Source organism: Streptomyces sp. NPDC032198 (genome assembly GCF_040636975.1).
Taxonomy (GTDB): domain Bacteria; phylum Actinomycetota; class Actinomycetes; order Streptomycetales; family Streptomycetaceae; genus Streptomyces.
In genome coordinates, this window is the sequence record NZ_JBEZVL010000017.1 from 103,134 (window position 1) to 127,744 (window position 24,611).

Annotated in this window: 24 protein-coding genes and 1 pseudogene; 13 read left to right on the forward strand and 12 right to left on the reverse strand. The window is 68.3% G+C overall.

Annotation, left to right across the window (positions count from 1 at the left end):
* The first annotated feature begins 205 nt into the window (after positions 1-205).
* Complete coding sequence (locus AB0E78_RS36105; RefSeq protein ID WP_361842076.1) at positions 206-928, forward strand: hypothetical protein; 723 nt, start codon at positions 206-208, stop codon at positions 926-928.
* A 245-nt stretch (positions 929-1,173) separates the two neighbouring features.
* On the opposite strand, the gene AB0E78_RS36110 is transcribed toward AB0E78_RS36105, so the two are convergent.
* The 3 genes from AB0E78_RS36110 to AB0E78_RS36120 form a co-directional block, all read right to left on the reverse strand.
* The gene (locus AB0E78_RS36110; RefSeq protein ID WP_361842402.1) at positions 1,174-2,214 is read right to left on the reverse strand and encodes a LacI family DNA-binding transcriptional regulator; all 1,041 of its coding nucleotides are present in this window, start codon (positions 2,212-2,214) and stop codon (positions 1,174-1,176) included.
* Positions 2,215-3,302: 1,088 nt separating this feature from the next.
* On the reverse strand, positions 3,303-4,151 hold the full coding sequence (locus AB0E78_RS36115) for a trypsin-like serine protease (RefSeq protein ID WP_361842079.1): 849 nt from the start codon (positions 4,149-4,151) through the stop codon (positions 3,303-3,305).
* Positions 4,148-4,459 (reverse strand): CU044_2847 family protein, encoded by a 312-nt coding sequence (locus AB0E78_RS36120; protein ID WP_361842082.1) that lies wholly within the window; start codon positions 4,457-4,459, stop codon positions 4,148-4,150. Before AB0E78_RS36120 ends, AB0E78_RS36115 begins: the two co-directional genes overlap by 4 nt.
* 519 nt (positions 4,460-4,978) lie before the next feature.
* Between AB0E78_RS36120 and AB0E78_RS36125 the strand changes: the two genes are divergently transcribed.
* From AB0E78_RS36125 to snpA, 4 genes are all read left to right on the forward strand, one after another.
* Positions 4,979-5,596: an RNA polymerase sigma factor gene (locus AB0E78_RS36125; protein ID WP_361842085.1), complete on the forward strand. Its 618-nt coding sequence runs from the start codon at positions 4,979-4,981 to the stop codon at positions 5,594-5,596.
* Positions 5,589-6,575, forward strand: coding sequence for a CU044_5270 family protein (locus tag AB0E78_RS36130; protein ID WP_361842087.1), 987 nt, complete (start codon positions 5,589-5,591; stop codon positions 6,573-6,575). The genes AB0E78_RS36125 and AB0E78_RS36130 overlap by 8 nt, the downstream gene beginning before the upstream one ends.
* A gap of 395 nt (positions 6,576-6,970) precedes the next feature.
* Positions 6,971-7,450 carry a hypothetical protein gene (locus AB0E78_RS36135; RefSeq protein WP_361842090.1) on the forward strand — a complete coding sequence of 160 codons (480 nt, stop codon included), beginning with the start codon at positions 6,971-6,973 and terminating at the stop codon, positions 7,448-7,450.
* 522 nt (positions 7,451-7,972) lie between these two features.
* Positions 7,973-8,653 carry a snapalysin gene (gene snpA, locus AB0E78_RS36140; RefSeq protein ID WP_361842093.1) on the forward strand — a complete coding sequence of 227 codons (681 nt, stop codon included), beginning with the start codon at positions 7,973-7,975 and terminating at the stop codon, positions 8,651-8,653.
* Between the two features lie 341 nt (positions 8,654-8,994).
* Here the strand turns inward: snpA and AB0E78_RS36145 are convergent, their stop codons facing one another.
* The 5 genes from AB0E78_RS36145 to AB0E78_RS36165 all read right to left on the reverse strand — a co-directional run bounded on the left by AB0E78_RS36145 (position 8,995) and on the right by AB0E78_RS36165 (position 11,732).
* A complete protein-coding gene (locus AB0E78_RS36145) occupies positions 8,995-9,423 on the reverse strand; it encodes an FKBP-type peptidyl-prolyl cis-trans isomerase (protein ID WP_361842095.1) in 429 nt (142 codons plus the stop codon).
* Positions 9,424-9,699: 276 nt separating this feature from the next.
* A complete protein-coding gene (locus tag AB0E78_RS36150) occupies positions 9,700-10,437 on the reverse strand; it encodes a dienelactone hydrolase family protein (RefSeq protein ID WP_361842098.1) in 738 nt (245 codons plus the stop codon).
* 191 nt (positions 10,438-10,628) lie between these two features.
* The gene (locus tag AB0E78_RS36155; RefSeq protein ID WP_361842100.1) at positions 10,629-10,886 is read right to left on the reverse strand and encodes a hypothetical protein; all 258 of its coding nucleotides are present in this window, start codon (positions 10,884-10,886) and stop codon (positions 10,629-10,631) included.
* On the reverse strand, positions 10,856-11,464 hold the full coding sequence (locus tag AB0E78_RS36160; RefSeq protein ID WP_361842103.1) for a hypothetical protein: 609 nt from the start codon (positions 11,462-11,464) through the stop codon (positions 10,856-10,858). Before AB0E78_RS36160 ends, AB0E78_RS36155 begins: the two co-directional genes overlap by 31 nt.
* Positions 11,415-11,732, reverse strand: coding sequence for a hypothetical protein (locus AB0E78_RS36165; protein ID WP_361842106.1), 318 nt, complete (start codon positions 11,730-11,732; stop codon positions 11,415-11,417). Before AB0E78_RS36165 ends, AB0E78_RS36160 begins: the two co-directional genes overlap by 50 nt.
* Before the next feature lie 331 nt (positions 11,733-12,063).
* On the opposite strand from AB0E78_RS36165, the gene AB0E78_RS36170 reads away from it, so the two are divergent.
* From AB0E78_RS36170 to AB0E78_RS36180, 3 genes are read left to right on the forward strand one after another with little or no spacing between them, the layout of a single operon-like run.
* Complete coding sequence (locus AB0E78_RS36170; RefSeq protein ID WP_361842109.1) at positions 12,064-13,572, forward strand: hypothetical protein; 1,509 nt, start codon at positions 12,064-12,066, stop codon at positions 13,570-13,572.
* Positions 13,573-13,587: 15 nt separating this feature from the next.
* On the forward strand, positions 13,588-14,715 hold the full coding sequence (locus tag AB0E78_RS36175; protein ID WP_361842112.1) for a hypothetical protein: 1,128 nt from the start codon (positions 13,588-13,590) through the stop codon (positions 14,713-14,715).
* Between the two features lie 4 nt (positions 14,716-14,719).
* Positions 14,720-15,379, forward strand: coding sequence for a TetR/AcrR family transcriptional regulator (locus tag AB0E78_RS36180; RefSeq protein ID WP_361842115.1), 660 nt, complete (start codon positions 14,720-14,722; stop codon positions 15,377-15,379).
* A 274-nt stretch (positions 15,380-15,653) separates the two neighbouring features.
* On the opposite strand, the pseudogene AB0E78_RS36185 reads toward AB0E78_RS36180, so the two are convergent.
* Positions 15,654-15,956 (reverse strand): annotated as a pseudogene (locus AB0E78_RS36185) (transposase); the annotation flags it as partial.
* Between the two features lie 237 nt (positions 15,957-16,193).
* Between AB0E78_RS36185 and AB0E78_RS36190 the strand changes: the two are divergent.
* Positions 16,194-16,829: a maleylpyruvate isomerase N-terminal domain-containing protein gene (locus AB0E78_RS36190; RefSeq protein WP_361842118.1), complete on the forward strand. Its 636-nt coding sequence runs from the start codon at positions 16,194-16,196 to the stop codon at positions 16,827-16,829.
* A 278-nt stretch (positions 16,830-17,107) separates the two neighbouring features.
* On the opposite strand, the gene AB0E78_RS36195 is transcribed toward AB0E78_RS36190, so the two are convergent.
* Positions 17,108-17,974, reverse strand: a complete 867-nt coding sequence (locus tag AB0E78_RS36195) for a GNAT family N-acetyltransferase (RefSeq protein ID WP_361842121.1) — start codon at positions 17,972-17,974, stop codon at positions 17,108-17,110.
* Positions 17,975-18,222: 248 nt separating this feature from the next.
* On the opposite strand from AB0E78_RS36195, the gene AB0E78_RS36200 reads away from it, so the two are divergent.
* Positions 18,223-19,176, forward strand: coding sequence for a threonine/serine dehydratase (locus AB0E78_RS36200; protein WP_361842124.1), 954 nt, complete (start codon positions 18,223-18,225; stop codon positions 19,174-19,176).
* 214 nt (positions 19,177-19,390) lie between these two features.
* Here the strand turns inward: AB0E78_RS36200 and AB0E78_RS36205 are convergent, their stop codons facing one another.
* Both AB0E78_RS36205 and AB0E78_RS36210 read right to left on the reverse strand, forming a co-directional pair.
* Positions 19,391-20,113, reverse strand: a complete 723-nt coding sequence (locus AB0E78_RS36205; RefSeq protein WP_361842127.1) for a DUF4386 domain-containing protein — start codon at positions 20,111-20,113, stop codon at positions 19,391-19,393.
* Positions 20,110-20,745, reverse strand: coding sequence for a DUF4386 domain-containing protein (locus AB0E78_RS36210; RefSeq protein WP_361842130.1), 636 nt, complete (start codon positions 20,743-20,745; stop codon positions 20,110-20,112). The genes AB0E78_RS36205 and AB0E78_RS36210 overlap by 4 nt, the downstream gene beginning before the upstream one ends.
* 599 nt (positions 20,746-21,344) lie before the next feature.
* Between AB0E78_RS36210 and AB0E78_RS36215 the strand changes: the two genes are divergently transcribed.
* The 3 genes from AB0E78_RS36215 to AB0E78_RS36225 all read left to right on the forward strand — a co-directional run bounded on the left by AB0E78_RS36215 (position 21,345) and on the right by AB0E78_RS36225 (position 24,220).
* Entirely contained in the window at positions 21,345-22,547 is a 1,203-nt protein-coding gene (locus AB0E78_RS36215) for a pentapeptide repeat-containing protein (protein ID WP_361842133.1), read from the forward strand.
* Positions 22,548-22,661: 114 nt separating this feature from the next.
* Complete coding sequence (locus AB0E78_RS36220) at positions 22,662-23,306, forward strand: sigma-70 family RNA polymerase sigma factor (protein WP_361842136.1); 645 nt, start codon at positions 22,662-22,664, stop codon at positions 23,304-23,306.
* Positions 23,307-23,383: 77 nt separating this feature from the next.
* Positions 23,384-24,220, forward strand: a complete 837-nt coding sequence (locus AB0E78_RS36225) for a hypothetical protein (protein WP_361842139.1) — start codon at positions 23,384-23,386, stop codon at positions 24,218-24,220.
* Positions 24,221-24,611 lie beyond the last annotated feature (391 nt).

Genomic DNA, 24,611 nt, shown 5'->3' on the forward strand with positions numbered 1-24,611 from the left:
GTTGGCGAACCTCTGGGCGGAGTTGGCCTGGGTGCCGGGCTGCGCCTCGGCGCAGCCGGACACCGCGGCAAAGCCGCTGCCGAAGCCGCCCGCGTTCAGCGGGCGGTTGAGCCCCGAGGCGCTAGACATGGTGACCCGGTCGGGAAGTTGGCCGCGAGCCCAGCAGACCCTGGATACGGCAGTCAACAAGCTTGTCCACCGGTGCATGAAGGACAAGGGCTTCACCTACCCCGCCAAACGGGCCCCGCTCCCCACGTCGCTCGACGACACCGCCGCGGTCGTTGACCTCCCCGGCCGCAGGAGGCACGGCTACGCCATCTCCGCCACTCCCCGGCAGTCGGGACCGCCACCGGCCCCGTACTACACCGCCCTGCCACCGGACCGGAAACGCTCCTTCGACCTGGCCTTCTCCGGCCCGGCGGATTCTGGCGACGACGTCTCGACAGGCACCGGGACCGTACGAGTACGGCGCCAGGGCTGCGACGCCGAGGCCCGCCGCGCTCTGACCGGCGACGTCACGGTGTGGGCCCGCATGTACTACACACCCGAAGCCCTCAACGGCCGCCTCGACGCCAAGGTGCCCAAAGCCCGGGAGTACACAGCCGCGATGTCTGCCTGGCGTTCGTGCATGGCGGCACGCGGACACGCATACCGGACTCCAGAGGAGGCGCGAGATTCACTCAACCGGCGCTTCCTGGAGAACAAACACCGAAAGGGGTCGTCGAAGGAAGAATTCCGGAAGCGCGAGAAACAGGTCGCCGTGGCAGACGGAGAATGCGCCATCGAGGCTGATGTCCCCGGAGCAGCTGTGCGGGTGCGACGCGGACTCATCGCCACTCTTCCCAAGAAGGACCAAGCGGTCTTGGCCGAGTTGGCGAGTTACCAGAGCGAAGCGATCAAACGGGCAGAGGCGATCCTCGGCCGGTGAGGCGGCCCGCGGCAGCGGGGGGGCCTCGAAGATGCCGGGGCCAACGAATCAACGAGGACGGCTCGGTCCGCCGCAGCGAGGGCCGGGAGTCCAGTGACCCCCTGCTCGGCAGGGTGCTGAGTGAGTCCCGGCCCGTCGGCTTCGTCCTCGGCGACCGCTTTCCCCGCTCGCCGTCAAGCTGAGGTGCCTGCAGGCCAAGCGGACCCGAGGGCGCGGAGCTCGACCGTGGGGAAGGTGGGGCAAATTCAACGTCGCGACGAATGGCGCACCATGAGCTCGGTCGGTATCACGTGTTCGACCGGTTGGTGTGACTCGATCCCCTCGATGGCATCGATGAGGAGCTGGATCGCGGTCGTGCCGATGCGCTTCGGTTTGAGGGAGAGTGTGGTGACGGGCGGTTCGGTGGTGGCGTACATGGTGGACTCGCTGCAGCACACGAGCAGCAGGTCGTCCGGGACGCGCAGTCCATAGCGCCGGGCGGTAGCGAGGAGATCGGCGCCGTTCGGGTCGAAGAGCCCGTAGACGGCGTCGGGCCGGTCGGGGCGAGCCAGGAGCCGGTCGGCGGCGACGGCGCCTGCGCACGGATCGTGTGCGGGATAGGACTCATAGACCGGGTCTTGGCCCACACGCTCGCACCAGCGCAGGTATGTGGTCGTGGACAGGCCGGTGTACGTGTCCGTGGTCGTCCCGGTGAGCATGCCGATGCGGCGGGCGCCGGCGTCGGCCAGGTGGTCGAGGACGCCGAGTACGGCGGCCTCGTGGTCGTTGTCGACCCAGGCGGTGACCTGGGGTGCGCCGGCCGGACGGCCTACGGAGACGACCGGCAGTCCCTGCCGCATCAGTTCACTGACGACGGGATCCTGGTCGGAGGGGCCGATGACGACCGTGCCGTCGAGAGCCACGTTGGACCACACGTCGTGGCGCGAGGCCGCGGGCAGGGTGACGAGGGCATAGCCGCGGGCGAGAGCGGCCGAGGTGGCGGCGCGGGTCATCTCGGCGAAGCATGAGTACTCGGTGAAGGTGAAGGGCTCCTCTCCGTACGTGGTCACGGTCAGGCCGAGGAGCCCTGACGTGCCGGTACGGAGCATCCGGGCCGCGGCCGAGGGGCGGTAGCCGAGCCGGTCGGCGACTTCTCGGACATGGCGCCGGGTGGCGTCGGGAATCCGGCCCTTGCCGCTCAATGCATCGGACACGGTCGTGATGGAGACCCCGGCGGCCGCCGCAACGTCTCTGATGCCCGCTCGACCCGGGCGGCGTCCGGGACGTGCCAGCGGGGCCCGCTGCAGGGCCGTGGCCAGGGAGGCTGCGGGGGCAAGCCGTGCCCTATCTGCGTCTTCCGAAGGTGCTCGCCTTGGTGACGAGCTGCGTCGCTCCACCGGCCGCCGGATCGGTGCGTCCGCAGTCGGCCGATCGGCCTGCTCGTGGTCTTCGGCGGTTGCTGCCGGGCCGGGCGCGGACGGTCGTGCCGAGGATTCTGCCGCTTGCGCTGCGTCGAGGCTCGTCCTCTCTTGTGCCATCCGTGAGAGGTGGAGGCCGGCCGTGGCCAGGCCATCTGCACTCGTCAGACTCACGGGGTGGCGCGTACCCAATGTCGCGGAGGACTTCTGCGCGGCAATGGCAAGGACATCGGTCGATCGTTGCATCCGGTCCTGGTCCTGCGCGGCGAGAGCCGAGGCGAATTCGGCCTGGGCGAGAGCGACCAGTGCGGAGAGCGAGGCGGGGTGGTCGCCGCCGAGGTCGCGCACCAGACGCCGGACGCTGCTGTCGAGTGCGTCCAGCATGCGGTCTGCGGCAGCGTGGTCGCCCTGGCGGCGGCTCACCTCGCAGAGTACTGATTGCGCCAGCAGCCGGACCTCGCGGTGCCGCACGTGACGTCGCGATGTGTTGTCCAGGACATCGAGCATGCCCGAGGCCTCCGCGGCGAGGGTCCGGGCCGCCGGAAGGTGCCCCATACGCAATTGGAGCGCCGCGAGGTTCGCCAGCGACCGAGCGTCGGAGGCGCCGGCCGGGCCCCCGAGGCTGTGCGGCCCGGGGACCGCTGTCGTCGACAACACGGTGATGGCCGCCACGACACAGCCGCGTTCTGACAGTGCGGCGGCCAGTTCGTTCCTGATGTCTACTGGCAGCGTCAACGCCTTCGGGTCCCACAGGAGTCGGGACACCACGTGTTCAAGGAGTGTGTGCACCTCGCCGCTGCAGCCGAGGGCTTCCAGCAGTGCTGACAGCCGCGCGACGTCTTTGCCGATGCCGGGGTGCCGCAGTACGTCGGGATCACGGCACAGGTCTTCCACGGTTGCCAGGGCGCGTCGGCGTTCCCCGAACTGGCCCCGCAGAGCGTCCTCGGCTTCCGTGATGGCCTGTTGCCAGAGGCCGGTCATGCCGTGTCCTTCCCCAGCCGGCCTTCGATGGCAGCCTTGGCGGCCACGAACTTGAGGTCGGCGACCTGTGCTGGATCAAGGACCTGGCGACTGGCCCATATGTCGATCTGCCGGAACCACGACTCCACCGATGCCGCGGCCGCGTCGATGGCTGAGCACTCGACCGCTGCATCACCCGTGCTGTATTGGGCTCGCTCTACGCGGTGAGGCGGCGAATTCCTGGGACGTAGAACGTCGATGAGATGCTCCACGTCGAAGTGGTCGAAGCGGCGCATGGCTTCGCCGACCGTAGCGCCGAAAAGCACGTTCGCCGCTTCACCCACTGCCCCGCGCTTCGGGAGTTGTTCCAGGAGAATGCCGAGGACGACGGGATCCTCATCCTCGGGCCCGCCTTTGACCACCGGCCCTCCGGAGTAGCCCGAGTAGTCCCCCAGATGCTGCTCGACCGTCAGTTGCAAGGCCTCGATGACGGCTCCACCCTCGCACTCATACGTGGTTGCTCCGTGATCCACTCGGCCGGATAGCTGTGCCTCCATCTGTGCGGGACGATACGGCCCATGCCAGCCGTCCCCGCCGAAGGCGACCCCGGCTCGGGGGATGGGGACGCTGACCCCGCAAGCGGGAGAAAGCATGATCAGAGCCAGATCGGCGCTCTTGTCGTACTGACATACCCGACCGGAAAGACTGTTGCCGTCCGCTAGGACAACGTCCAGCTGGCTGTCCGACGCGGCCAGACCACGCAGGCAGTGGAGTGCGGTGAGAACGAAACGGCGCGTCAGCAGGAAGCCTGCGCCGAGCCGCTGCTGGGACACGTGGAGCTCGACCCAGTAGGCCTCATCTGTCACTGGGTCTCCGCAACCCGTTCCACGGTCAGGCTGACTTCGAAGGATGCCTCGGCCGACGCCTTGCTGAGCAGCACCCCGGCTTCCGCGGCCAGCGTCAGTCCGAATGTCACCTCCATACTGGCCACTTGCCAGCCGTTGCGCTGCGGAACCTGTGACAGAGAATCCTGCGCGATGGAGGCGGCTTGCGTGATCGCCTCTTCCAGCTCCGCCGCACGCTCGTGGAGAGCGGCACTGGTGCGAACACGGTTGGAGATCTGGCGAGTTCCTGCCTCCACCGTAACCGTCTCGACCCGGATTTCAGCCGCCATGCTTCCCCCGATGCTCCAGGCCGACAGACTGTCACCAGCCGTGTGGAAAGCGTAGCTAGGGACGTATGCCTACGCGACCGGTTCGGCGCACATCGGTACGACGGCTTGGCCGGACCTGCGGCGTGCTCGGTGAGCGACACCATCTCCTTGAGCGCCTCGCGATCATGGGCGCTACCGACAACGGCCGTCACGGGGGAACGACGGTTCACCCGCCACAGGCGAGCGACGGGCGTGTGTTTTGGAAGTAGGCGACCAGAGTGCGTATGAGCCACCCGAGGAGAAAGGCAAGGAGGGACGCAACGAGGTTGACCAGCAGCGGTTGCTCCCGGGCGCTCTGGCCGGGCGTCGTCTCAACAGCGATGCGCCGGCGCCGCCCGCTGGCGCAGATCAGCGGCCGGGGGAGCAGCGAGTGAAGGACAGGTGTCAGGGCTCTGGAGGGAACTCGATGGGGGTGAGCGGCGAAGGAGAGGTGTGAGCCCAAGCTTTCGGAGCGTGTTGTGGTGGATGAGAGGAGCCCCGATGACCGTCGAGCCAGGTGTCCGCGCGGGGGCGGAGAGTGATGCCTCGGTGATTGCGCGGTCCCGGGATGAGCCCGAGGTATTCGCCGTGCTCTTCGACCGGTACGCGGATGCGGTACACCGCTATCTGGCCCGCAGGCTCGGCGGTGAGCCGGCCGATGACCTCATGGCGGAGACCTTCACCACCGCCTTTCAGCAAAGGCACCGGTATGACCCGTCGCGGGCCACGGGCGAGGGTGCCCGGCCCTGGCTGTTCGGCATAGCCACCAACCTGGTCGGCCGGCACCGGCGGGCCGAGGCCCGGCGCTTCAGAGCCATGGCCCGTATCCCGGCTCCTGCCGATCATGAGGAGCCGCTGGCCGACCGGGCCGCGGCACGGGTGGGGGCACAGGCCCTGCGCCAGGAGTTGGCGGGGGCGCTGGCCGCGCTGCCCGCGCGGCACCGGGATGTGTTGCTGCTGGTGGCGTGGGGCGGTCTCGGCTATGAGGAGGCTGCCCAGGCCCTCGATGTCCCCATCGGCACGGTCAGATCACGGCTGCACCGGGCTCGCGGCAAGCTCCGCGAAGCGTTGGGCGGATCCGATCCGACACTACTGCGAGAGGTACCCGGCCATGACTGACGAACTCGAACTCCTGCGGGACTGGGACGCGGACACGGCCCCGCTGAGCGAAGCGGCGCGAGTGAAGGCCCGCCACCGGCTGCTCAACACGATGGCGCACGTGCAGCGCCGCCCCGACAGTGCCCCCAGCCGCCGCCACGCGCTGCGCCTCGCGACCGCCGCAGTGGTCGCTGTGGCGGTGACGGGAACGGCGGTGCTGATGACCGAGGACGGTGCCGCCGAGGGTGATCGCCCCGACCGTGCTGACCGCGCACCGGGCGCGGCGAGCCCGCGGATGGGCAACGTCAGTGCCGCAACGGTACTGAACGGTGCAGCAGCGCAGACGGGTGAGGACGAGAAGACCGTGGCGCCGCGCGACGACCAGTTCGTCTACTCGAAGCGGATCATCAAGGAGACGGAGCGCAAGACCGGTGCGGTCAAGACGTACGAGGATGTCAACTGGGACTCGGTGGACGGCTCCAAGCGCTCCTTGACCATGGAGCTCGGCCGGGTGATCTGGGAAGAGCCCCTGAAGAAGGGCGAAGGCGTGTGGCCCCCTCGGGAGTGGAGCAAGCTGAAGAAGCTGCCCACCGACCCGAAGAAGCTCATCCCGGTCATCGTCGGTGTCGGAACGTCCAGCATGCGCCTCAGTGACTTCACCGCACATGAGTGGTTCGACGCCTACTTCATGCTCGGTGAGCTCCTGAAGTCGCCGGTGTTGCCCCAGGGGCTGCGTCCGGCCGCGTACGAGGCGCTGGCCCTGATCCCCGGGGTCAAGGCGATTGCGGGGGTGAAGGACTCCGCCGGGCGCATGGGGGTGGGGATCTCCTTCCCCAAGAGTCCGTTGGGGAAGGGCAGGTACCTCATCTTCGACGCGAAATCCTACGAATTCCTGGGCTTCCGTGACGAGCGGACTTCAGCCTCCGGCGACAAGACGTACATCCAGCTGTCGCACGTGGTGGACTGGGCGATCGTAGACCGGTTGAAGCAGCTCCCCTGAAGAGCTGTCCCGTAACCGTTGGCCGGTGTGGACGGGTTATGCCGGCCAACGGTTACCAGACAGCGGGCCGGCGTCCCTCTCGACGCAGTGCTGGGAGGGGAGCGAGCGGGGAGACGGTGATGCTCGGCCGGTGGCCGCCGACAGCAGGATCACAGACACCGGCCTCCAGCCCCCGGTCGTCAGCACGATGGCCACCGTGCCCGGTGTCCAGCGTGGACGGGCCCGCGCCGAGGCAGGTCTTGCCCGGCTGGTGCAGCGTGCGAAGCGTCCGCCCGGGGGGCGAGCCGGAACGGATGCGCTCGCTCCCATTTGGTGAGACCACCGGCTGCTGTGTAAGGGCCTGTGGGCGCTCTCTATGGTGAGTGTGTTCTGGCTGGCCCGGGGTGGGGATATGAGTGAACGCTTCAGTGAGGCGATGGTTGTTTCTGGTCGCCGTTTTGGCATGGGGAGGCGTTGCTTGCGCCCACGCGGGCGGAGAGGCGGCCCGCGTTGATCGGTCGCTGCTCGCGGGAGGGTGGAGCAATGCGGGCGGCGAACGTCTTCGCCTGGGCGCCGACGGCAGCATGGAGTGGGAAAGGCTGAACAGCGCGGTGCTGGGAGGGGCAGCGTGCCCTGACGCGGCGGCCGGGAACTGGAAGTTCTTCACCCCGCCGAACGAGGTGGGTCTCTCCGTCGTCGATGACGCGGCCACCAGCGGCGACACGGTCGCGCTGAACATCGACGGGGCGGAGGACACCTGCCTGTTGTCGGCTCAGGTCCGGCGAGACGGGCAAGGGCTCAACCTCTGCCTGGTAGTTGATGATGACTCGGACTGTTCCACCGAAGAGCTTCTGCGCCGTGAGTCGGCGAGGCCCACCGAGCGGGGAGCGAAGTAGCTCAGCTTTCATGCCCCACTGGCCGGCACAGATCAGGGACAGAGCTCGTTTTCCGTACACGCCACCATTGAGGTCGTCGGCGGGGAGGGGGCCGCTGCCGGATGCCGCGCTCGGTGACGATCGCGTCGGATATCTCGCGGCGGCACCATCGCGCTTCATGCCCCCACCGCACCCAGGGGATGGAAATCTGCGACACCCATCGCCGCCACTGTCCTGGGCCTGTGCCGCTTCTGCGCGCGTGGCATCCACCGGGCCGGGTGTCACTGACAGGCGCAGCGCCGGGCATGCGGGGTGGCAAGTCGCCGATGGCGCATACCAGTTGATGCTCTGCTCCTATCGCCGGATGGTATCGGTGCGAACGAGCCCTCCCTTCTCGATACTCGTCCCGACCACAGGCCGCACCCGCGTGCCTCCGGTCCCGGGATCCGGGGCGCCTTCGTGCTCCCGAGGTTCCCGGACACCCCGGCCCCCCAAGGCCACTGGCCATCCCGGCCACCGGACATCCGGAAGGGACACACCCCCATGAACAGATCCCGCACCAGCCTCCTCGCCATCCTGGGCGCCGCCGCCATGGTCGGCTCACTGGCCGCCGCGCCCTCGGCGTTCGCAGCGCCCGCGCCCGACGCGGTCAAGGCCGCCTCCGTGAACGCCACGTCGGCGTACGCGGGTTCGGCCGAGGAGCAGGCCGCAAACCGGGAGTTCTTCGACGCTGTCATGAAGTCGGCGCTGAAGAAGCAGGCGGCGCAGCCGGGCATCCAGGTCGTCACCGTGCGCTACCGCACGTCGCGGGCGCCGAGCTTCCGCAGCCAGATATCGCAGAGCACGCAGATATGGAACTCTTCGGTCAGCAACGTGAAGCTGCAGGAGACCAGTTCGAGCGCGGACTTCGAGTACCGCGAGGGCAACGACTCGCGCGGCTCGTACGCTTCCACCGACGGGCGCGGGCACGGGTACATCTTCCTGGACTACCGGCAGAACCAGCAGTACAACTCCACGCGGGTGGCGGCCCACGAGACGGGTCACGTGCTCGGTCTGCCCGATCACTACTCGGGCCCGTGCAGCGAGCTGATGTCGGGCGGCGGCCCCGGCACGTCCTGCACCAACGCCTACCCCAACGCGCAGGAGCGCCAGCGGGTCAACAGCCTGTGGGCCCAGGGGGTTGCCACCCTCCAGGACAAGGGTGAGCTGACCAAGGTCCGCTGACCCCCGCACACCACCGCCGGGCGCCCAGTCACCTTCCGCAGACGGCCTGCGTGCCGACCCCGGCCGCGTGCGGCGCGGCCTCCTCGCCACTTGGGTACGCATACTCGGGGGAGGAGGTCGTGCCGCCGTGGCCGACGGAGGTTCGTGGACTGTCCGTGTGCCGCCGATCGGTGGTCGGGCAAAGTGGGGATGCAGGCATGGGCGCCTGGGAGGGCAGGGTCGGTTGCGCGGACAGCGGCGCGGGAGTGCTGGCTGCCGGTGCTCCTTCGGCTGCGCCTGTTCCGCGGTGCTCGAAGGGCCCCGGGCAGCTGATCGAGGTTGCTGACACCGGGGCGTCGGGCTCAGGACGGTCCGGGCGCGCGGGCCGGGCCGGGGCGTGCTGGGGTGGTGCCGTCGGCGACCGAGAGCAGGTCCACGATGAAGATCAGTGTTGAGCCTGCGGGGATCAGCGTGGAGGGTGATTGCTGGCCGTAGGCGAGGCGCGGGGGGATGATGATCTCGCGTCGGCCGCCGGCTTTCATTCCTCGGATTCCCCGGTCCCAGCCCTTAATGGCCCTGCCGCCGCCCAGGGCGAACTTGAACGGCCGGTCCTCTTCCCAGGACGAGTCGAATTCCTTTCCGGAGGCGAAGGTGGCTCCTACGTAGTGCACTCGCACGACTGCGCCCGGCTTGGCCTGGGGCCCGTCTCCCACCACGAGGTCCCGGGTGGTCAGTTCGGCGGGTGCTTCACCTTCCGGAACTGTGATGGTGGGCTTGGTCGGTTCGCTCATCTCGGTCCCATCGCTCGCCACCGCCACCCAAGTCTCTTGTCCGGGGCCGGCCGGCTGCATTCGCTTTCCACGCGTTAGGCGATCACGCTACCGGCTACGCCTGCCTGTCAGGTGCCCCCGTGCCACGGGACACGGCGCTCGGGCATTTTGAGCAGGGCGAGAAGAACTCGATGATCGCGAAAGACCTTCACGTGAGTGTCCGTTCGGTTGAGCGGTGAGGGCGGGCGTGGAGGGAGAACAGCACTGCTGGCCTGCGCCGTTCGACGTTCGCCTGGGTCATGTCCCCAAATCCTCCGTCACGGGCAGGCACTCGGCGAGCAGGTCGACTACATCGCGCCAGGCGCGCTGCGCGTGCCGTGGGTGGTAGCCGACGCCGGGGACCGTGGGGTGGTCGACCGGCGGGTGGTGGAAGGCGTGCAAGGCGCCGCCATAGACCGTGAGGCGCCAGTCGACGCCCGCGTCCTGCATCTCAGCGGTGAACGCGTTGCGTTGCGCGGGCGGCATGATCGGGTCTTGTGACCCGACCCCGGCCCACACCGGGCAGCGAATGCGCGCTGCCTCGCCCGGTCGGCCCGTGGTAGTTGCGTTGACTGTGCCGATCGCGCGCAGGTTGGCGCCGTCGCGCCCGAGTTCCAGCCCGATGGCGCCCCCGGTGCCGTAGCCGATGGCGGCGATCCGGTCGGAATCGGTCCGCGGTTCGGCGCGCAGCACGTCGAGCGCCGCATGGCCGATGCCCCGCATCCGGTCGGGATCAGAGAGCAGCGGCATGCAACGGGCCAGCATCTCCTCGGGGTCACCCACATAACGCCCGCCGTGGAGGTCGAAGGCCAGCGCTACATATCCCAGCTCGGCGAGAGCATCGGCCCGGCGGCGCTCGACGTCACTGAGCCCCATGCCCTCTGGTCCGAGCAGCACCGCGGGCCGGCGGTCGACACCTGCCGGGAGCGCGAGGTGCCCGATCATCGTCAGACCGTCGGCCGGGTACGCGACCGTACGCGTCGTAATCGTCGTCATGAGACGGGACTGTAGTGATCGTCGAGCCCGGTCCAGCCGTTGTTCTGCCGCTGGCAGAGCAGCGCGGGTATTCCCTTGCAATACGGCGAGGGCTCACAAGAACCGTCACAAACCGCGTCCCCACGGCCGCTATCCATCCTGTTGCCCCTTTGACCCGTACCTCGGGCAGGCCTCTCACCGGCGCGGGGCGCTCACAGGTCGTGGAAGTCCTTGGCGGCGGGGTAGGTGATGTGGGTACAGCCGCGTCGAGTGGTGATGTCGTCGACGTAGGCGCGGAACAGGGAGCGGCGCGCCTTGTAGCCGAGGACGTCGCTGTAGAGGCGGTCGGCCGTGAGGGCGTGCAGTGCGGGCTTGCCGTCGCAGATCGAGGACGCCCACCAGATACCGTCGCCGCCTCCTGCCGTACCCGGCTCGAGTCTTACGTCGTCGCCCGTCGCGTCGTAACCCACGGAGTTGGCGTGACCCGAACGGGGCCGACCGCCAGCAGGTAGCCTTCGACGGGGTTCGCCTCACGGGCGGGGATCGTCAGAGCGCGGTCGGGCAGTCGGCCTGGGCCGTGCTCCTTGCCCAGTTGGCCGGCCCAGCGGCAGGAGCCGGTGGCCGAGGCGGCCGGGCGCAGTTTCAGGGAGACCGCGGTCATCCGAGCGGACAGGGAAGGGAGTTGGGTCCGGCAGCCGATCCGTGGGGTGAGTTGCTGCATGGCCGAGCGGGCCAGGCGTTGGCGGTCCTCTGCGGAGACTTCCGGGTACCGGCCCACGGCAGTCACGTGCAGCGGCCTCGGCACCGCTTTGCCACTGGCGGGCCGGCACTCGGCACGGATGGTGGTGCGGATGTTCGTGTAGGAGCCCAGCGTGCCGTCGCCCAGCGGCCATGCTTCAGGCTCGCGGTCGGCGGCCGCGGTGACGTTGCCCTTCGGGTAGGAGCCGTCGCGGGTGAAGAACGGGGAGCCGTTGCCGATCATGTTCACCGGCTCGGCATCATCGCTGCTCTCGACGATCAGCCGGAACAGATGTCTCCCGCGAGCCACTCACCCTGTAGATGGTGCAGGCGCTGGGCAGATGCCGCGCATCGAGCCGGTAATCGTCATCGTCGTCGGACCGTGCTCGGACCATGCCGCCCTGCAGATCCATCACCTGCGCCCCCGACACCAAGTGGTCGCAGGCCGCGGCGATGTCGCGTTCGCTGGAAGCCCGGTCGCGGAAGTCGTCGACGGTCAGCCAGAGCGCGTACAAGCTCAGCCCGATCCCGCCCACAGCCATCGTCAGCCACAGCCGGCGCCGGCCCGCACCCATCATGGTCTTCCCCCCCGTCACTCCCTGCCGCGGCGGCCACCGCGTCGATCACCGAGGGCAGAGGGGGTCGCCTGAGCGCCATCATCGGCCCGGCCGGCCGGGCCCACACCAACCGCTGCGAGCGGAGACTCCCCTCTCGAAGTGCTCGGGGACTTGGACCACTCCGGCAGATAGCCCCGCGGGCGGACCCGGAACTCGCGCCGGTCCCCGTCCAACGGCCTCCGGGCGTCCAGTGGTTCACCTCGTGCGAAGTCTGGCTCGTTGCGGCCGCCCCTGTTAGCCTCCCCACCCACTGATCATACATTCACGCGGTATGTGTATGAATGGAGGAAGTATGCGAGGACAGAGAGCCGTGGTGCTCGGCGGAAGCGTGGCGGGGTTGTGCGCCGCGGGAGTGCTCGCCAGGCATTTCGACGAGGTGATCGTCCTGGAGCGGGACCGGCTCCCGCCCGACGCGCAGCATCGGCGGGGTGTGCCGCAGAGCAAACACCCGCACTTCCTGCTCAACTCCGGGCGTCGTGCGATCGGCGAAATCTTCCCTGGGTTCGAGGAAGGACTGATCGCAGCGGGCGGGATGCACCTGATGCCGTCGATGGACGCGGCGTACTGCGAGAACGATGGCTGGGCCCCGCGCAAAACCGGGTCGATGACGATGGTCTACAGCTCCCGCGTGCTCATCGAGCGGGTCCTGCGCGACAACGTGCGTGGGCTTCCGGCCATCGAGATCCGCGAAGGCGTGACGGTCACCGGACTTCGTTCCACCGCGGGCGGCACCGCGTTCGGTCGCGTCGAAGGAGTCGAGTACCGCATGGGCGACGACGCGGTGCACCTCTCCGCCGACCTGGTCGTCGACGCCCTCGGGCGTGGCTCCTCCGTCGCCGAGTGGCTGCACACGGCCGGGTGGCCGACACCGCCGGAGAAGACTCTCGACGCCAAGGTCACCTACACCTCGCGGTGGTACGACCTGCCCCCCGCCGGCCGGCGTCCGCAGTCGTGGTGGTGGAAGCACCTGGTCGTCACTCCGGCACAGGACACCCGCGAACAGCCCGAGGAGCACGAGTTCCTCAGCAACTTCTTCCCGATCGAGGGGGACCGCGCCATCGTGTGCATGGGGTCGTGGGGCATCCGGATGCCGCGCGAAGTCACCACCTTCGAAGCCTCGGTGGACCGCGTGCGTGCCACGGCCTTCGGCGCCGCGACGCGTGCCTGCACTCCGACCTCCGAAGTGCACCTCACCCGTTCGACCGGCAACAAGTGGCGCCGCTTCGACCTGCTCGAACAGCACCCGCTCGGGCTGGTCTGCGTCGGTGACTCGATCTGTGCGTTCAACCCCTTCTACGCCCAGGGAATGAGCTCGGCAGCCCGTTCCGCCCTCATTCTCGCCGACTTGCTGCAGAGCCGCGACGTTCTCGATGTCGCCTTCTTCCGCGAGTTCCTGGCCCGGCAGAAGAAGTCCCTCGACGTGCCGTGGATGCTCGCGATGGCCCGTGACCAGGCCTATGACTTCGCGACCGGGAGTGAGGTCGTCCCCGCCTGGCGCCGCAGGCTGGCCGCCCGGTTCAGCTGGCCGGTCTTCAACGCCATCACCGCCGCGAGCCGCGAGGACGCGTACGTCGAGCGGACGTTCGCCCAGGTCTTCAACCTCGACAAGTCGCTGAAGGAGATGGCCACCGACCCGCGGTTCTGGTTCGGCATCGTGCGCCACAAGGTGCGTCAGCGCCTCGGGCGCGCGGTCGTGCCCGGCGGGTTCGACGATCAGCAGGATCCGCCCGGCACCGACTACAGCAACCGCACCCGGACCGGCACCGAGCCGTCCGCCGCGACCGGACTCGTCGACCACTGACCCGAGGAGCTGGCAATGGGTTACTCCTGCGACGCAGCGGCCGAGCGCCTGGCTGAGAGGCTTGGCCACTCCTGTCACCACGCCGACCCCATCGTGGACTTCCGCAACCCGTTCGGCCTCGAGAACGCCACCATGCCGTTCCTCGAGCTGCTCATCATCGGCGGCGCGGTGTTCGCCCTCGTCCATGCGTGGCGACGGTGGCGCCGCGACGGCGACCCGATCAACATCTCGCTGTGGTTCGCCTCGATCGTCTACCTGGCGGTGATCGAGCCGCCGCTCTACTTCCCGGGCTGGTTCGGCCTGCAGGAGCACGTCGGGCTCATCTTCTCCCACAACGTGTTCACCGTGCAGTTCATGTACGACCGGCTGCCTCTCTACATCGTGGCGTTCTATCCGGCGCTGTCCCAACTCGCCTACGAGGTGATCCGCGCCCTCGGCGTCTTCACGCGACGCGGTCCGCTGGCCGGGTCCCTGGCGGTCGCGTTCACCTGCCAGGCGTTCTACGAGATCTTCGATCAGGTCGGGCCCCAGCTGAAGTGGTGGGCCTGGAACCCCGGCAACGAGATGATCAACGCTCCCGCGCTCGCCTCGGTCCCGATGAACAGCATGTTCCTGTTCGCCTCGGTGTCGTTCGGCGCGATGACCTACCTCGTCGTCCTGCTGACCGGCGCGAAGGCGGGACGGGGCCCGCTGACCGGCCGGCAGATCAGCCTGCGCACCGTCGCGGCCGGTGCCCTTACCCCCTTGGCGATGGCGGTCGCGGGCGTGCCGAGCAATCTCTTTCGCGGCGGGGACCAGCTCGGCATACAACAGGCCATCCTCACCACCGAACTGGCCCTGGTGTGGATGGTGGGTCTCAGTCTCCTCGCGGACGCCTGGCGCGCGCCGCGGACCGGTCAACCTCCGCTTCCCTCACCGCAGTTCGCGCGGATCTATCCGGCGCTGTACCTCGGCGTCCACATCGCTCTGTGGCTGATCGCATTGCCGGCCTACTTCGCGGCGGCCGACGGCATCACCGAGCAGGGCACCCCCATCGGCAGCCTCTGGTACACCGTGCTGTGCACCATCGCCGCGGCCGGGCTCATCGCGGCTGTACTCCGCGCGACCACCTCCCGAAGAACCGAGGAGCCTGTGCGATCCTAGGGCCATGGGGCACCACGGCTGGGGAGGCAGGCCTCCCGCATCGGACGCGGAGGCCCGGCAGCGCATCGTTGACGCGACCGCCCGTTGCATCGACCGGCACGGCGTCACGAAAACCACCCTGTCCGACGTCGCCGGCGAGCTCGGCGTCACCCGCCAGACCGTTTACCGTCACTTCGGCCGTATCAGCGACATCATCGGCGAAGTGGCGGCCCAGGGCGCCGAGTCGTTCGTAGACCTGATGATCGCGCACCTGAACGGAATCACCGACCCAGCCGAAGCCGTGGTCGAAGGCATGGTTTTCTGTATACGGACCATCCCCGCCGAGCCCCGCCTGAGCCTGCTGCTGCAGCTCAAAGACACCACCGCTTTCGGCCGCGGCACCACGACCCAGGACACCATCGCCTACGGCGCCAAGATGCTGCAGCGCTTTCCTGTCGACTGGGCCGCCGTCGGCATCGAAGAGGAAGAGCTCCAAGGGCTCGCCGAGATCATCATGCGTCTTCTGGCGTCGCTGCTGCAGCACCCGAGCGAACCGCCGCACGACGAAGACCAACTCCGCACGTTCCTCAGCCGCTGGCTCGCCCCGGCGCTGTCCCGGACCGAGCCCGCCAAGAAGCGGGGCACGCCTCATCGAGGATCGTCGTCAGCCCCGACTTCAGCATGATCCAGCCGCCACCGACACCCCCGGGCATCGTGGAGTAGGCCGAGGCGAAGCCATCGTGGGTGCCGCTCAGCAGATGATGCGGCCGATCAGGCGAAGGGAGTTAAGCCGGACGTCTCCTGCGCCACCGACTCCCTGCGCCCGGGCCGCAACCCGGTGGCTCCGCACGCTCGCAGAATGCCCGGCCGCCGGATGGGCCGGTGTCACCGGCACTGGATGCACCCGCCCGCTGCTCTGGTATGCGTGATTCCTCCCCCTCGTGAATGGAGACTTCTCGCTATACCGGTTGGGCTTCGCGATGGACCAGCCCGACCCCTAGAACGTTGCGTGCCCCAACCTGGTCGGCATGCGCCTGGTGGCCGCAACTGACGCGGTGGAACTTCTCCTGGGCGGGCCGGTTGTCCTTCGCGACGTGCCCGCATGCGGGGCAGGTCCGGGAGGTGTTGCGGGGGTCCACAGCGATCACTTCCCGTCCGGCGCTTTCAGCCTTGGCGTGCAGGATCGTCAGGAAGACCCCCCCTCCGGCATCCGAGATGGAACGGTTGAGGCTGCCCTTGGCGCTGGCCCCGTTGGGCAGGAAGAGGGCCACCGCACCATCACTGTCCCGCTCCTGGCCCCATAACAGACGATCGCAGGTGGCCGTGCTCGCCGGCCGCGCCGACACGCACGACGCTGCCGACCGCATCCCCTCCACACGCGGCGCTCCGGCAGGGCGGGAGCCCATCCGGCTATGGTTGGGCTGATTGCCGTACGGCACAGGGCTGCGGCTCCCAGCGGCACTGCGTAATCTGGGAGCACCGGATCATGGGGGGGGCTCGTGAGTCTGAAGAACGCTTACTTGGAGACCGCGGCGCAGGCCGTGGCTTTGCTGGACACGCCGGAAGTGGCCGCCTTGTGGGGGAAGCCCAGCGTGTTGACGGAGTGGTCTGTCGGTGGTCTGGCAGGTCACCTCATCTACCAGATCTTCAGCGTGGCTCCCGTGCTTCAGGAACCTGAGTCCGAGCGCGATCCGATCTCTTTGCTGGACCACTATGCACGTGCCGTGTGGATCGACGCTCCGCATGACGGGGAGGCCAACTCTGGCATCCGTGCGAAGGGTGAAGACATTTCGTCCGAAGGGGTGCAGCCGTTGCGGGAGCGTGCCCGCGCCGCACTCGACGAGCAGCGAAATGGTCTCGCGCAACTGCGCGGGGACCGCGTCGTCTTCATGCCGCAGACAGGGTGGGCGCTGACTCTCGATGACTTCCTCGTGACGAGGATGGTGGAACTGGCTGTGCACATAGATGACTTGACAGTCAGCGTGGGCGGCCGGGTGGCAGAGCTTCCCCGTACTGCTTTCGCTCCCGTGGCTGCGCTGTTGACTGAGCTTTCCGCCCGACGGCATGGCCAGGCAGCGTTGCTGCGAGCGTTGACACGCGTGGAGCGGGCACCCGCTGCGATCAACGTGTTCTGAACCGTGCTTCAACTGGAGTCAGCCGACTCGGCCTGAGCTTTGGTGAGGGCCAGGCGATGGGACTCCGTGCGGGTCTGGACGATGGTGCATGGCCACTGACCGGCCCAGTGGACGCTGCACCTGAGAATGCGCTGCAGCCCCCAGGCCGCATCGGTCAATTCACCACGACGAATCATCCAACCATCATCGAACCCCGACCTACCCCATGTCCTCAAAGGGTGTTTGGGCCCAGCCAGGGTCAGCGATGCGACCTGCCCGACGCCGCCGTCGGATCATTTTCAGGCGGCTCGGCTGACGTCCAGCCGTTCGGACGACGGCTGGTATCCAGCCGCCTTGTAGGTGGCGACGGCGGCAATGTTCGAGCTCTCTGCGCTGACGAGTGCGCTTGACGCACCCATTTCACGCAGCGCCGCCGCAGCTGCGACGCTGATCGCCGTCCCGTAGCCGTGACCGCGATGCTCGGCGTGCACGCCCATCGGCTCCAGCAGACCGGGCTTGCCGGGCCCGGCCGACCAGACCGTCGCCGCGGCCACCGCGTTGTCCTGGTCGTCGTACCCGATCAGACAGCGGGCGTCGGCATAGACCGGCCCGGCCGCGAGGACGTGCCAGACCTCCTCGGTGAACTTCTGGCCGCCGAAGGCCGAGCGGTGCACTGCGGTCCGCACCCCCGCCGTCTCCGGACCGGCCACCTCGATGCGCAGGCCGGAGTCCTTCACCGGCTCGGCGAGGTCGCGGCGCAGCGGCGTCCACGCCTCGTCCAGAATCCAGCCCGCCTCCAAGAGGACCTCGCGGAGCAGGGCGCCGTTGGGGAGTTCCAGGCCGACCTTCCCGGGCGGCAGGACCCTGCGCTCCGGATCATCGAGATCCGCCAGCAGCCGGCGCGCCAGCTCACCGTCCTGTCGCAGATCCGGCGCGGTCGTCAGGCGCAGCACATCAGGGCCGTCCAGGAATCCGACGGCAACGATCCGCCCGTCCACGCTCCAGGTACGGACCTCCGCGGCCAGCTTCTCTGCACCCAGCGCCCAGGCCCAGCCGAGGTCTCCCGGATGGAGTTGCAGCGGCGTACGGTCGTCCTGCCATTCCCGGAGGGCACCCACGGCCCCGGTCAACCCGTCAACACCCGGCTCGTTCAAAACGATCGTCATGTCCCGCATCTCACACCGCCGCGGCGACCGGCCGCACCTGGTTTTACTCAGCCAGTCAGACCGACAGGACGCGCCCTGGTCACGCGGCCTCCGGCCGCGAGCGCATTCTCATGTGCACACCCCCCCTGTTGCCCGATCGGACGCAATCGGATCACGCATTCAAGTACCCGATGTTCATGGTCACAGGGACCGATCGCCCGCGTAGTGTGCAGAGGGATACGGCGTGTGAGAGATCCCGGAGGGGCGCCATGGTCGGTGTTGAGGACGTGGAGAGCGCGGCAGCGCGGATTGCCGGGCATGTGGTGCGCACTCCCACGTTGCCCAGCCCGGGGTTGACCGCGTTGCTTGGGGTACCGGTCACGGTCAAGCTCGAGCTGCTGCAGCGCACGGGTTCGTTCAAGGCGCGGGGAGCCGTCGCCAAGCTGCTGGCGATGACCGGTGAGCAACGCGCGGCCGGCGTGGTCGCGGTGTCCGGCGGCAATCATGGTGTCGCCGTGGCGGAGATGTCGGCCGCGCTGGGTGTGCGCGCCACCGTGGTGATGCCGCGCACCGCACCGGCACGCTCGGTGCAGGCTGCCCGGGCCGCCGGAGCCGATGTACGGCTGACTGCCACCATGGCCGAGGCCTTCGCGACGATGGACCGGCTGGAGGGGGAGGGGTTCACGCTGCTGCACCCGTTCTCCGATCCGGTGGTCATTGCGGGGCAGGGCACAGTGGGACTCGAACTCGCCGCCGACGCGGGGGAATTGACGGACGTCCTGGTTTCCATCGGTGGTGGTGGCCTGATCGCTGGTGTGGCGGCGGCACTGCGGGCACGGCGGCCGGGGGTGCGTGTGTGGGGCGTGGAGACGACCGGCGCCGAGGCGATGTCCAGGGCGTTGGCCTGTGGTGGGCCGGTCCAGGTGGATGTGGACTCACGCATCAGCACGCTGAGTGCGCCCACGGTGTCCCCACTGACGTACACGATGGTGCGTGACCTGGTCGACGAGGTGCTGGTCGTGCCCGAGGCGGAGGCATACGCGGGCGTGCTCGAACTGGCCGAGCACGCCCGCGTATGGGCGGAGCCGGCGGCGGGCTGTCTGCTCCCGGCGGCCCGCCGCATCCTGGCCAAGACCGGTGAGTCGACTCGGTTCGGCCTGGTGATCTGCGGCGGCAACGCATCGGTGGAGGACGTGACCGCGTACGCGGGAGCGGCCGTCTGAGTCGGGTTCTCACTGCCGCTGGAACCAACATCATCAGACTGAGCGGCTACCTCCTGCCCGGCGATCCTCCACCACACCCGCCTCGTCCGGAGGGCTGCTTCCACCACCTTTGCCGAACCCTGCCCGCCTGAACATCACCTCTTTCCGTTTGCGCTCAGCACGGGCGATTCGCATTTCGGGATACGCGGAAGCGTGGCGCTTACGCGAGCGCCTCTCAGGGCGCCGTCCCGGCCTGTATCGGAAGCCGTGAGCCGATGTTCCTGCCTTTGACCAAGAGCCAGATCATGAGGATGAGTTCGCCTACGCCGGTGAACACGGATGCCTCGGCCGCGTACTCGGAGGAGAGGAAGGCGCCGAGGCTGTCCACGAGATAGCCGAGCCCCGCGAGGGCCAGCAGGACGCCCAGCACCCGGGGTACGTAGCCCGACCTGAAGGCGAGCAGCCCCAGCAGCAGCAGGTGGACGCCGAAGAAGATGAGCCCGGCGTCCCAGATGTCGTGGAAGGCATCGACGCGCATGAGTGCTTCGGCGTCCAGTTGCTCCGCGCTGTACGCCCCCAGGGACTCGGCGTCCTTGGCCGGGGGCAACGCCCCGACGAGTTGGGTGACGGCGACGAGGAGCACTGCGGCGTAGGCGAGCCTGAACCAGGCCGCGAGCGTCGCGATTCCTTCGTGCGCCGGTTGGAAGAAGACCCTCAGTGCCCAGGCCACCACCACGTCCAGGACAGCGACCAGGAACAGGGCGACGGCACCGAAGCGGAACAGTGCCTCGGAACCGCGGATGTCCTGTGCGGTTCGTGCCGCGTCGTCCTCGGTGACAAGGTTCTCCAGCACGCCGAAATTGGCGAAGACCGCCAACGGGGCCATGGCCAGGATTCCCGTTCCCGCGACCAGAGCGGCGTCGCGGACCGCCCGCGATGTCACGCCGGGCGGGGTCATCCGCGGGCCCCCTCGGGCATCGGCCGCGCATCACGATCGCTCGTGCCTGGCGCCGGCACGATGAGGCGGAATCCCTTGAAGATCAGCAGCAGCGGAAGCACTGCTTCGAACAGGCCACCAGGAACGTAGAACGCCGTCCCGGCGCCGGAGTTGATGTCCACGAGCCCCAGCAGGTCGCTCGCCACCCCCGCCAACAGAACGCCGTAGCCCACGAGTCCGAGTACCGAAAGCCACCGTGCGACGAGCCCGGAACGCAGCAGGAGGCAGGACAGGACCAGACCACCGGCGCCGGAGAACGCGTAGACCAGCAGTTCGTAATCCGTCAACTCGTTCCTGCTCACGAGGAAATAACACCCGACCGCAATGATGGCAGCGCCTTCCGCGCACCTGAGGGTCAGATACGCGACCGAGAGGCGCATACCGTGCGGCTTCAGCACGGGGAACAGCGCGACCCCGATCCCGGCGACCGCAAGAGCTGTATAACTCTCCAGCAGCACGCCCGCGAGGAGCCCTCCCTCTCCGGCATCCGTACCGGAGAAATAGTCCTCCAGGAGCGAACTGCCAACGGAGAAGGTGAGCGTCGACGAGAGGAACAGCAACCCCACCAGCACAGCGGTCTTCCTGTACGGCATGCTCTCGCCCCTTCCGCCCCCAGCCCACCCGGGGGAGCCTGGAACGTGAGCCTGGCTGCGCCCGGGCCACGAGTCGGGCGCAGCCAGGCCATCGAGCGACGGCTTGCTACCCGAGAAGTGAGCTTCTTGGCCCCCACTATCCTCCCTTTGCAGGCATACGCGCCGCCCGTGCGCGAGGAAACACCCGGGCCCCGCAGGCGGCACGCCAACGGGGCCGGCCTATGCACGGCTCCCGGCCATCGCACCCCGCCCGTGGCGTGCGCCGCGGCCAGCGGAATCGACCGGGTGCCTCCCGGAACTCCTCGACATGCGGCTGCTGCCCTTCCCGGTCGTCCGGGTGTCGGCGTACACGTGAACGTCCTCACCCGCCTTCGGATGGTGAACTTCAGTGCCGCGGTGTCCTCCGGCGGTGCGGTGTACTTCAGCGGAATGGCCTTCGCTGACGGCACGGTGTACTTCCGCGACGTGGTGCTCTCTGGCGGCGCAGTGAACTTCTCAGGTGCGACGGGCCCGGTTCCCGAGGGACTTCTTACTGCGGTCGGCACTCCTGTTTCTGCGAGGGTAGTCCTTGCTTCCGCTTGGTTGCCTGAGGGAGCTTGATGGCCTGGCCGGGCTTCGCGGTCTCTTTCGTCAAGTCGCTGCACCCGAACGCTGTCAGGCTCCATGCTCCTGACGTGGCCTTCTCACCGTGGCGCAAGCATCAGACCTCCCGGGGTCGCTACACCCCGAACCTCTGGCCGGTCTGGCTCGTCGCCCCCCTCGCCGTGGTGCTCGTCCTCCTCCTTGGCCGGGGCATCTACGAGTATGCCTACGACTACTTCGCGCAGGCGGCCGCCGACCAAAAACCACCCGAGCCGGTCAATGTCAACGACGTCCTCAAAGCCACGGTCACCGCGCTGACGCTGGTCGGTGCCGTCCTCGCCGGTCTCTACGCCTACCGGAAACAGCTTCTGGCCGAGGGCGACGCACACCGCGCCGACGCGAGCCAGCTCGCCGACCGGTACACCACGGCCGCCGAACAGCTCGGCCACGACCAGGCAGCCGTACGCCTCGCCGGCGTCTACGCTCTGGCCCGCCTCGCCGACGACTGGGAAGATCAACGCCAGGTCTGCATCGATGTCCTGTGCGCCTACCTACGCATGCCCTACCAGCCCGACTCCGCAGGACCGGGCCACAAGGCCGGTGAACGGGAAGTCCGTTGGACAATCATTCGCGTGATCCGTGACCATCTGCGCGACCCCGCCGCCCCCGCCTCCTGGTGCACATACTCCCTCGACTTCACCGGTGCGACCTTCGACGGCGGCGACCTATCGCGCAGCCGCTTTCTCGGCAACGTCATCTTCAGCGGCGCGACGTTCTCCGGCGGCACGGTCAACTTCGACGGCGTGCTGTTCTCCGGCGGCAGGGTCAACTTTCACGAGGCTGTGCTCTCCGGCAGCACGGTCACCTTCAGCTACGCGAGCTTCTCCGGAACCGAGTTCACGTGGGGGCCGTTTCCAATCCCTGCAGGGGCTTGGGGCGCGTCTGGTGGACCTCCAACACGGCGTACGTCGCAGGCTAGTTCCGGCCGATCGGGCAGCTCGGGAGGGTGCCACCGGTGCGCTGATGGCAGTCTGCATTCGACCACGCGGCGGGCTGGCTGCGCTCACCCCCTGCAGGTCCTTCACCTGGCAGCCGGCCAGCAGCAAACCCTGGCCGCACTGTTGTGTCGTCGGCGTCGGCGTCGGCGAGCGTGGGTGGCCAGGCTAATATCGCGCGCCTGCTCGGCAACGTCCTGCAGTGGGCAACGAGCATGCACATAGGCACAAGCAGCGACAGGTCGGCAAGGACATGACTTCGCGGCAGGTCACAGCTGTCTCTCGGAGCGGATGTGGCTTGGTGGGAACCTTCGGCCGGGTGCCGGACACGGATAGGGCATGGAACTGAACGACGCTGGTCCTGCCATGCCGGTCGGCGGGATATCTGACCGGGAGCTGTGGGCGAGGGCCGTCGACGGCGATCGCGAGGCGTTCGGTCGGATCTTCGACCGTCATGGGAAGGCCGTCTATAACCATCTGTTCCGGCGGACGGCCGACTGGTCCGAGGCCGAGGACCTCACGTCGAGCGTGTTCTTGCACGCCTGGCGACGGAGATCGGAGACGGTACTCGACCGGGACTCGGCTCTGCCGTGGCTGCTGGGCATCGCCAATGGCCAGTTGTCGAACACCAGGCGGCGGCTGAGACGGGTCGAGGCGTTGCTGCACCGGCTTGTCTCGCATGACGAGTCGGTGGGCGACCACGCGGACAGCGTCGCCGTCCAGATCGACGACGAGCGTCGTATGTCGGAGATCCATCGGGCGCTTGCCCGGCTGCCGCGTCACGAACGTGAGGTCCTTGAGCTCTGCGTCTGGTCGGGCCTTGACCAGCAGGCGGCCGCGGCGGTGTTGAAGGTGGCAGTCGGAACCGTGAAGTCCCGGCTGCACCGGGCGCGGCAGAGGCTGGGGGCCGACCTCGGCGGAGCCACGGCTCCAGCGTCGTTCAGTTCGAAAAATCCCGTCGCCACGAAGGAGATCGCACGATGAATGACTCGCAGGGCATTCCGGCGGCTCCTTCCGATCGTGATCTGCCGAACCACCGGCGGACCCGAGAGGAACTACTGATGAAGATCGGTCCACAGGACAACGGGGCTTCGCTGCGACGCAGATGGGGAGTACCGCTCAGCGTCGCCACCGGAGTGACGGCATTGAGCGTCGCGGCTGTGGTCGTCCTCGGGGGGACAGAGGACGCCGGACCGAGTGCCGCCGACCCCGCGCACAGCGGCGGCAGCCCGGTGGAGTCCACTCCGGCACCGAGTCCGAGCGCGTCACACGGTGCCACGTCGGGGGGAGACGGTTCCGCACCGTCTTCGCACCGTGGGGCGTCGCCCGAGGCGGCCTTCGCCATCACCGACGCGACGACGACCCCGATCGACACCGGGTCCGTCACCAAGATTCTTTCTGCTTGTCTGGGGCCGGAGGCGTCGCAGTACCACGCCGTGATCGCGGTCCGCACGCCCGTCGCCTCACGGGACCGGGACGGCGTGGTGGTCGCCGTCAACTCCGCCGGTCAGTATGTGCAGTGCCAGTCGAAGGGTGACAAGGGCACCAGCCAGGACTCCCCGCCGACGTTCATCAACGACCGGCTGTGGGGGACCGGTCGTGTGGTCGAGTATTTCGACTCCATGCTCGAGCCCGTCGGCGCGGGTAAGTACCTCATGCTGGGCGCCGGGCACTACACGTCCGAGGTCGCCAAGATCACCATCAGTTACGGCGACGACCCGAAAGAGTACCCGGCTCGCATGGCGGGCGGCGCGTTCGTCTATGGGGCGGCCCTCTCCCCGGACACGCCACCCGGCCCGCGCTACATGGGCCCGAGTCCCTACGTCCATGCCTACGACGCAGCGGGCAAGGAGATCTACAACCAGGCCAAGGACCCGAAGTTCACCGGCAAGCAGTAAGCCGGCCGCGGTGCAGGTGGTGAGGGTTGGCCACTCGTGCGGCGGGTTTACCAGCAAGCTTCACTTGACCTTTCCCCTCGTAGCGTAGAGACCGTGACTGCAGGGGAAGTTGAGCGTCATGGCGGGCAAGAGGCGAAAGTTCGACGCGGAGTTCCGTGAGGGTGCTGTGCGGATCGTGGCCGAGGCCGGCAAGTCAATCCCCTGTCCGGCCTTGCGCCCGCCTTCCCGTGATGGCGGGCGCTTGTGCGTCAGTCGCCGTACTCCTGGACCTTCCAGCCGTCAGGCACGTCCCGTACAGGGAACCCTGGCGCCATGATCTGATGCGGGCCACAGCTCTCGCGGGTCCACCCAGGGCCTCGATGGCTCTTCCCGGGCATGGTCCCGGGCAAGC

Coding starts and splice junctions, on each gene's coding strand:
- AB0E78_RS36175 (WP_361842112.1), top strand. CDS start 13,588: ATGGGTTACTCCTGCGACGCAGCGGCCGAGCGCCTGGCTGAGAGGCTT.
- AB0E78_RS36225 (WP_361842139.1), top strand. CDS start 23,384: ATGAAGATCGGTCCACAGGACAACGGGGCTTCGCTGCGACGCAGATGG.
- AB0E78_RS36105 (WP_361842076.1), top strand. CDS start 206: ATGAAGGACAAGGGCTTCACCTACCCCGCCAAACGGGCCCCGCTCCCC.
- AB0E78_RS36120 (WP_361842082.1), bottom strand. CDS start 4,459: ATGGCGGCTGAAATCCGGGTCGAGACGGTTACGGTGGAGGCAGGAACT.
- AB0E78_RS36125 (WP_361842085.1), top strand. CDS start 4,979: ATGACCGTCGAGCCAGGTGTCCGCGCGGGGGCGGAGAGTGATGCCTCG.
- AB0E78_RS36200 (WP_361842124.1), top strand. CDS start 18,223: ATGGTCGGTGTTGAGGACGTGGAGAGCGCGGCAGCGCGGATTGCCGGG.
- AB0E78_RS36145 (WP_361842095.1), bottom strand. CDS start 9,423: ATGAGCGAACCGACCAAGCCCACCATCACAGTTCCGGAAGGTGAAGCA.
- AB0E78_RS36220 (WP_361842136.1), top strand. CDS start 22,662: ATGGAACTGAACGACGCTGGTCCTGCCATGCCGGTCGGCGGGATATCT.
- AB0E78_RS36215 (WP_361842133.1), top strand. CDS start 21,345: ATGGCCTGGCCGGGCTTCGCGGTCTCTTTCGTCAAGTCGCTGCACCCG.
- AB0E78_RS36165 (WP_361842106.1), bottom strand. CDS start 11,732: ATGATGGGTGCGGGCCGGCGCCGGCTGTGGCTGACGATGGCTGTGGGC.
- AB0E78_RS36150 (WP_361842098.1), bottom strand. CDS start 10,437: ATGACGACGATTACGACGCGTACGGTCGCGTACCCGGCCGACGGTCTG.
- AB0E78_RS36205 (WP_361842127.1), bottom strand. CDS start 20,113: ATGACCCCGCCCGGCGTGACATCGCGGGCGGTCCGCGACGCCGCTCTG.
- AB0E78_RS36130 (WP_361842087.1), top strand. CDS start 5,589: ATGACTGACGAACTCGAACTCCTGCGGGACTGGGACGCGGACACGGCC.
- AB0E78_RS36170 (WP_361842109.1), top strand. CDS start 12,064: ATGCGAGGACAGAGAGCCGTGGTGCTCGGCGGAAGCGTGGCGGGGTTG.
- AB0E78_RS36180 (WP_361842115.1), top strand. CDS start 14,720: ATGGGGCACCACGGCTGGGGAGGCAGGCCTCCCGCATCGGACGCGGAG.
- AB0E78_RS36210 (WP_361842130.1), bottom strand. CDS start 20,745: ATGCCGTACAGGAAGACCGCTGTGCTGGTGGGGTTGCTGTTCCTCTCG.
- AB0E78_RS36195 (WP_361842121.1), bottom strand. CDS start 17,974: ATGACGATCGTTTTGAACGAGCCGGGTGTTGACGGGTTGACCGGGGCC.
- snpA (WP_361842093.1), top strand. CDS start 7,973: ATGAACAGATCCCGCACCAGCCTCCTCGCCATCCTGGGCGCCGCCGCC.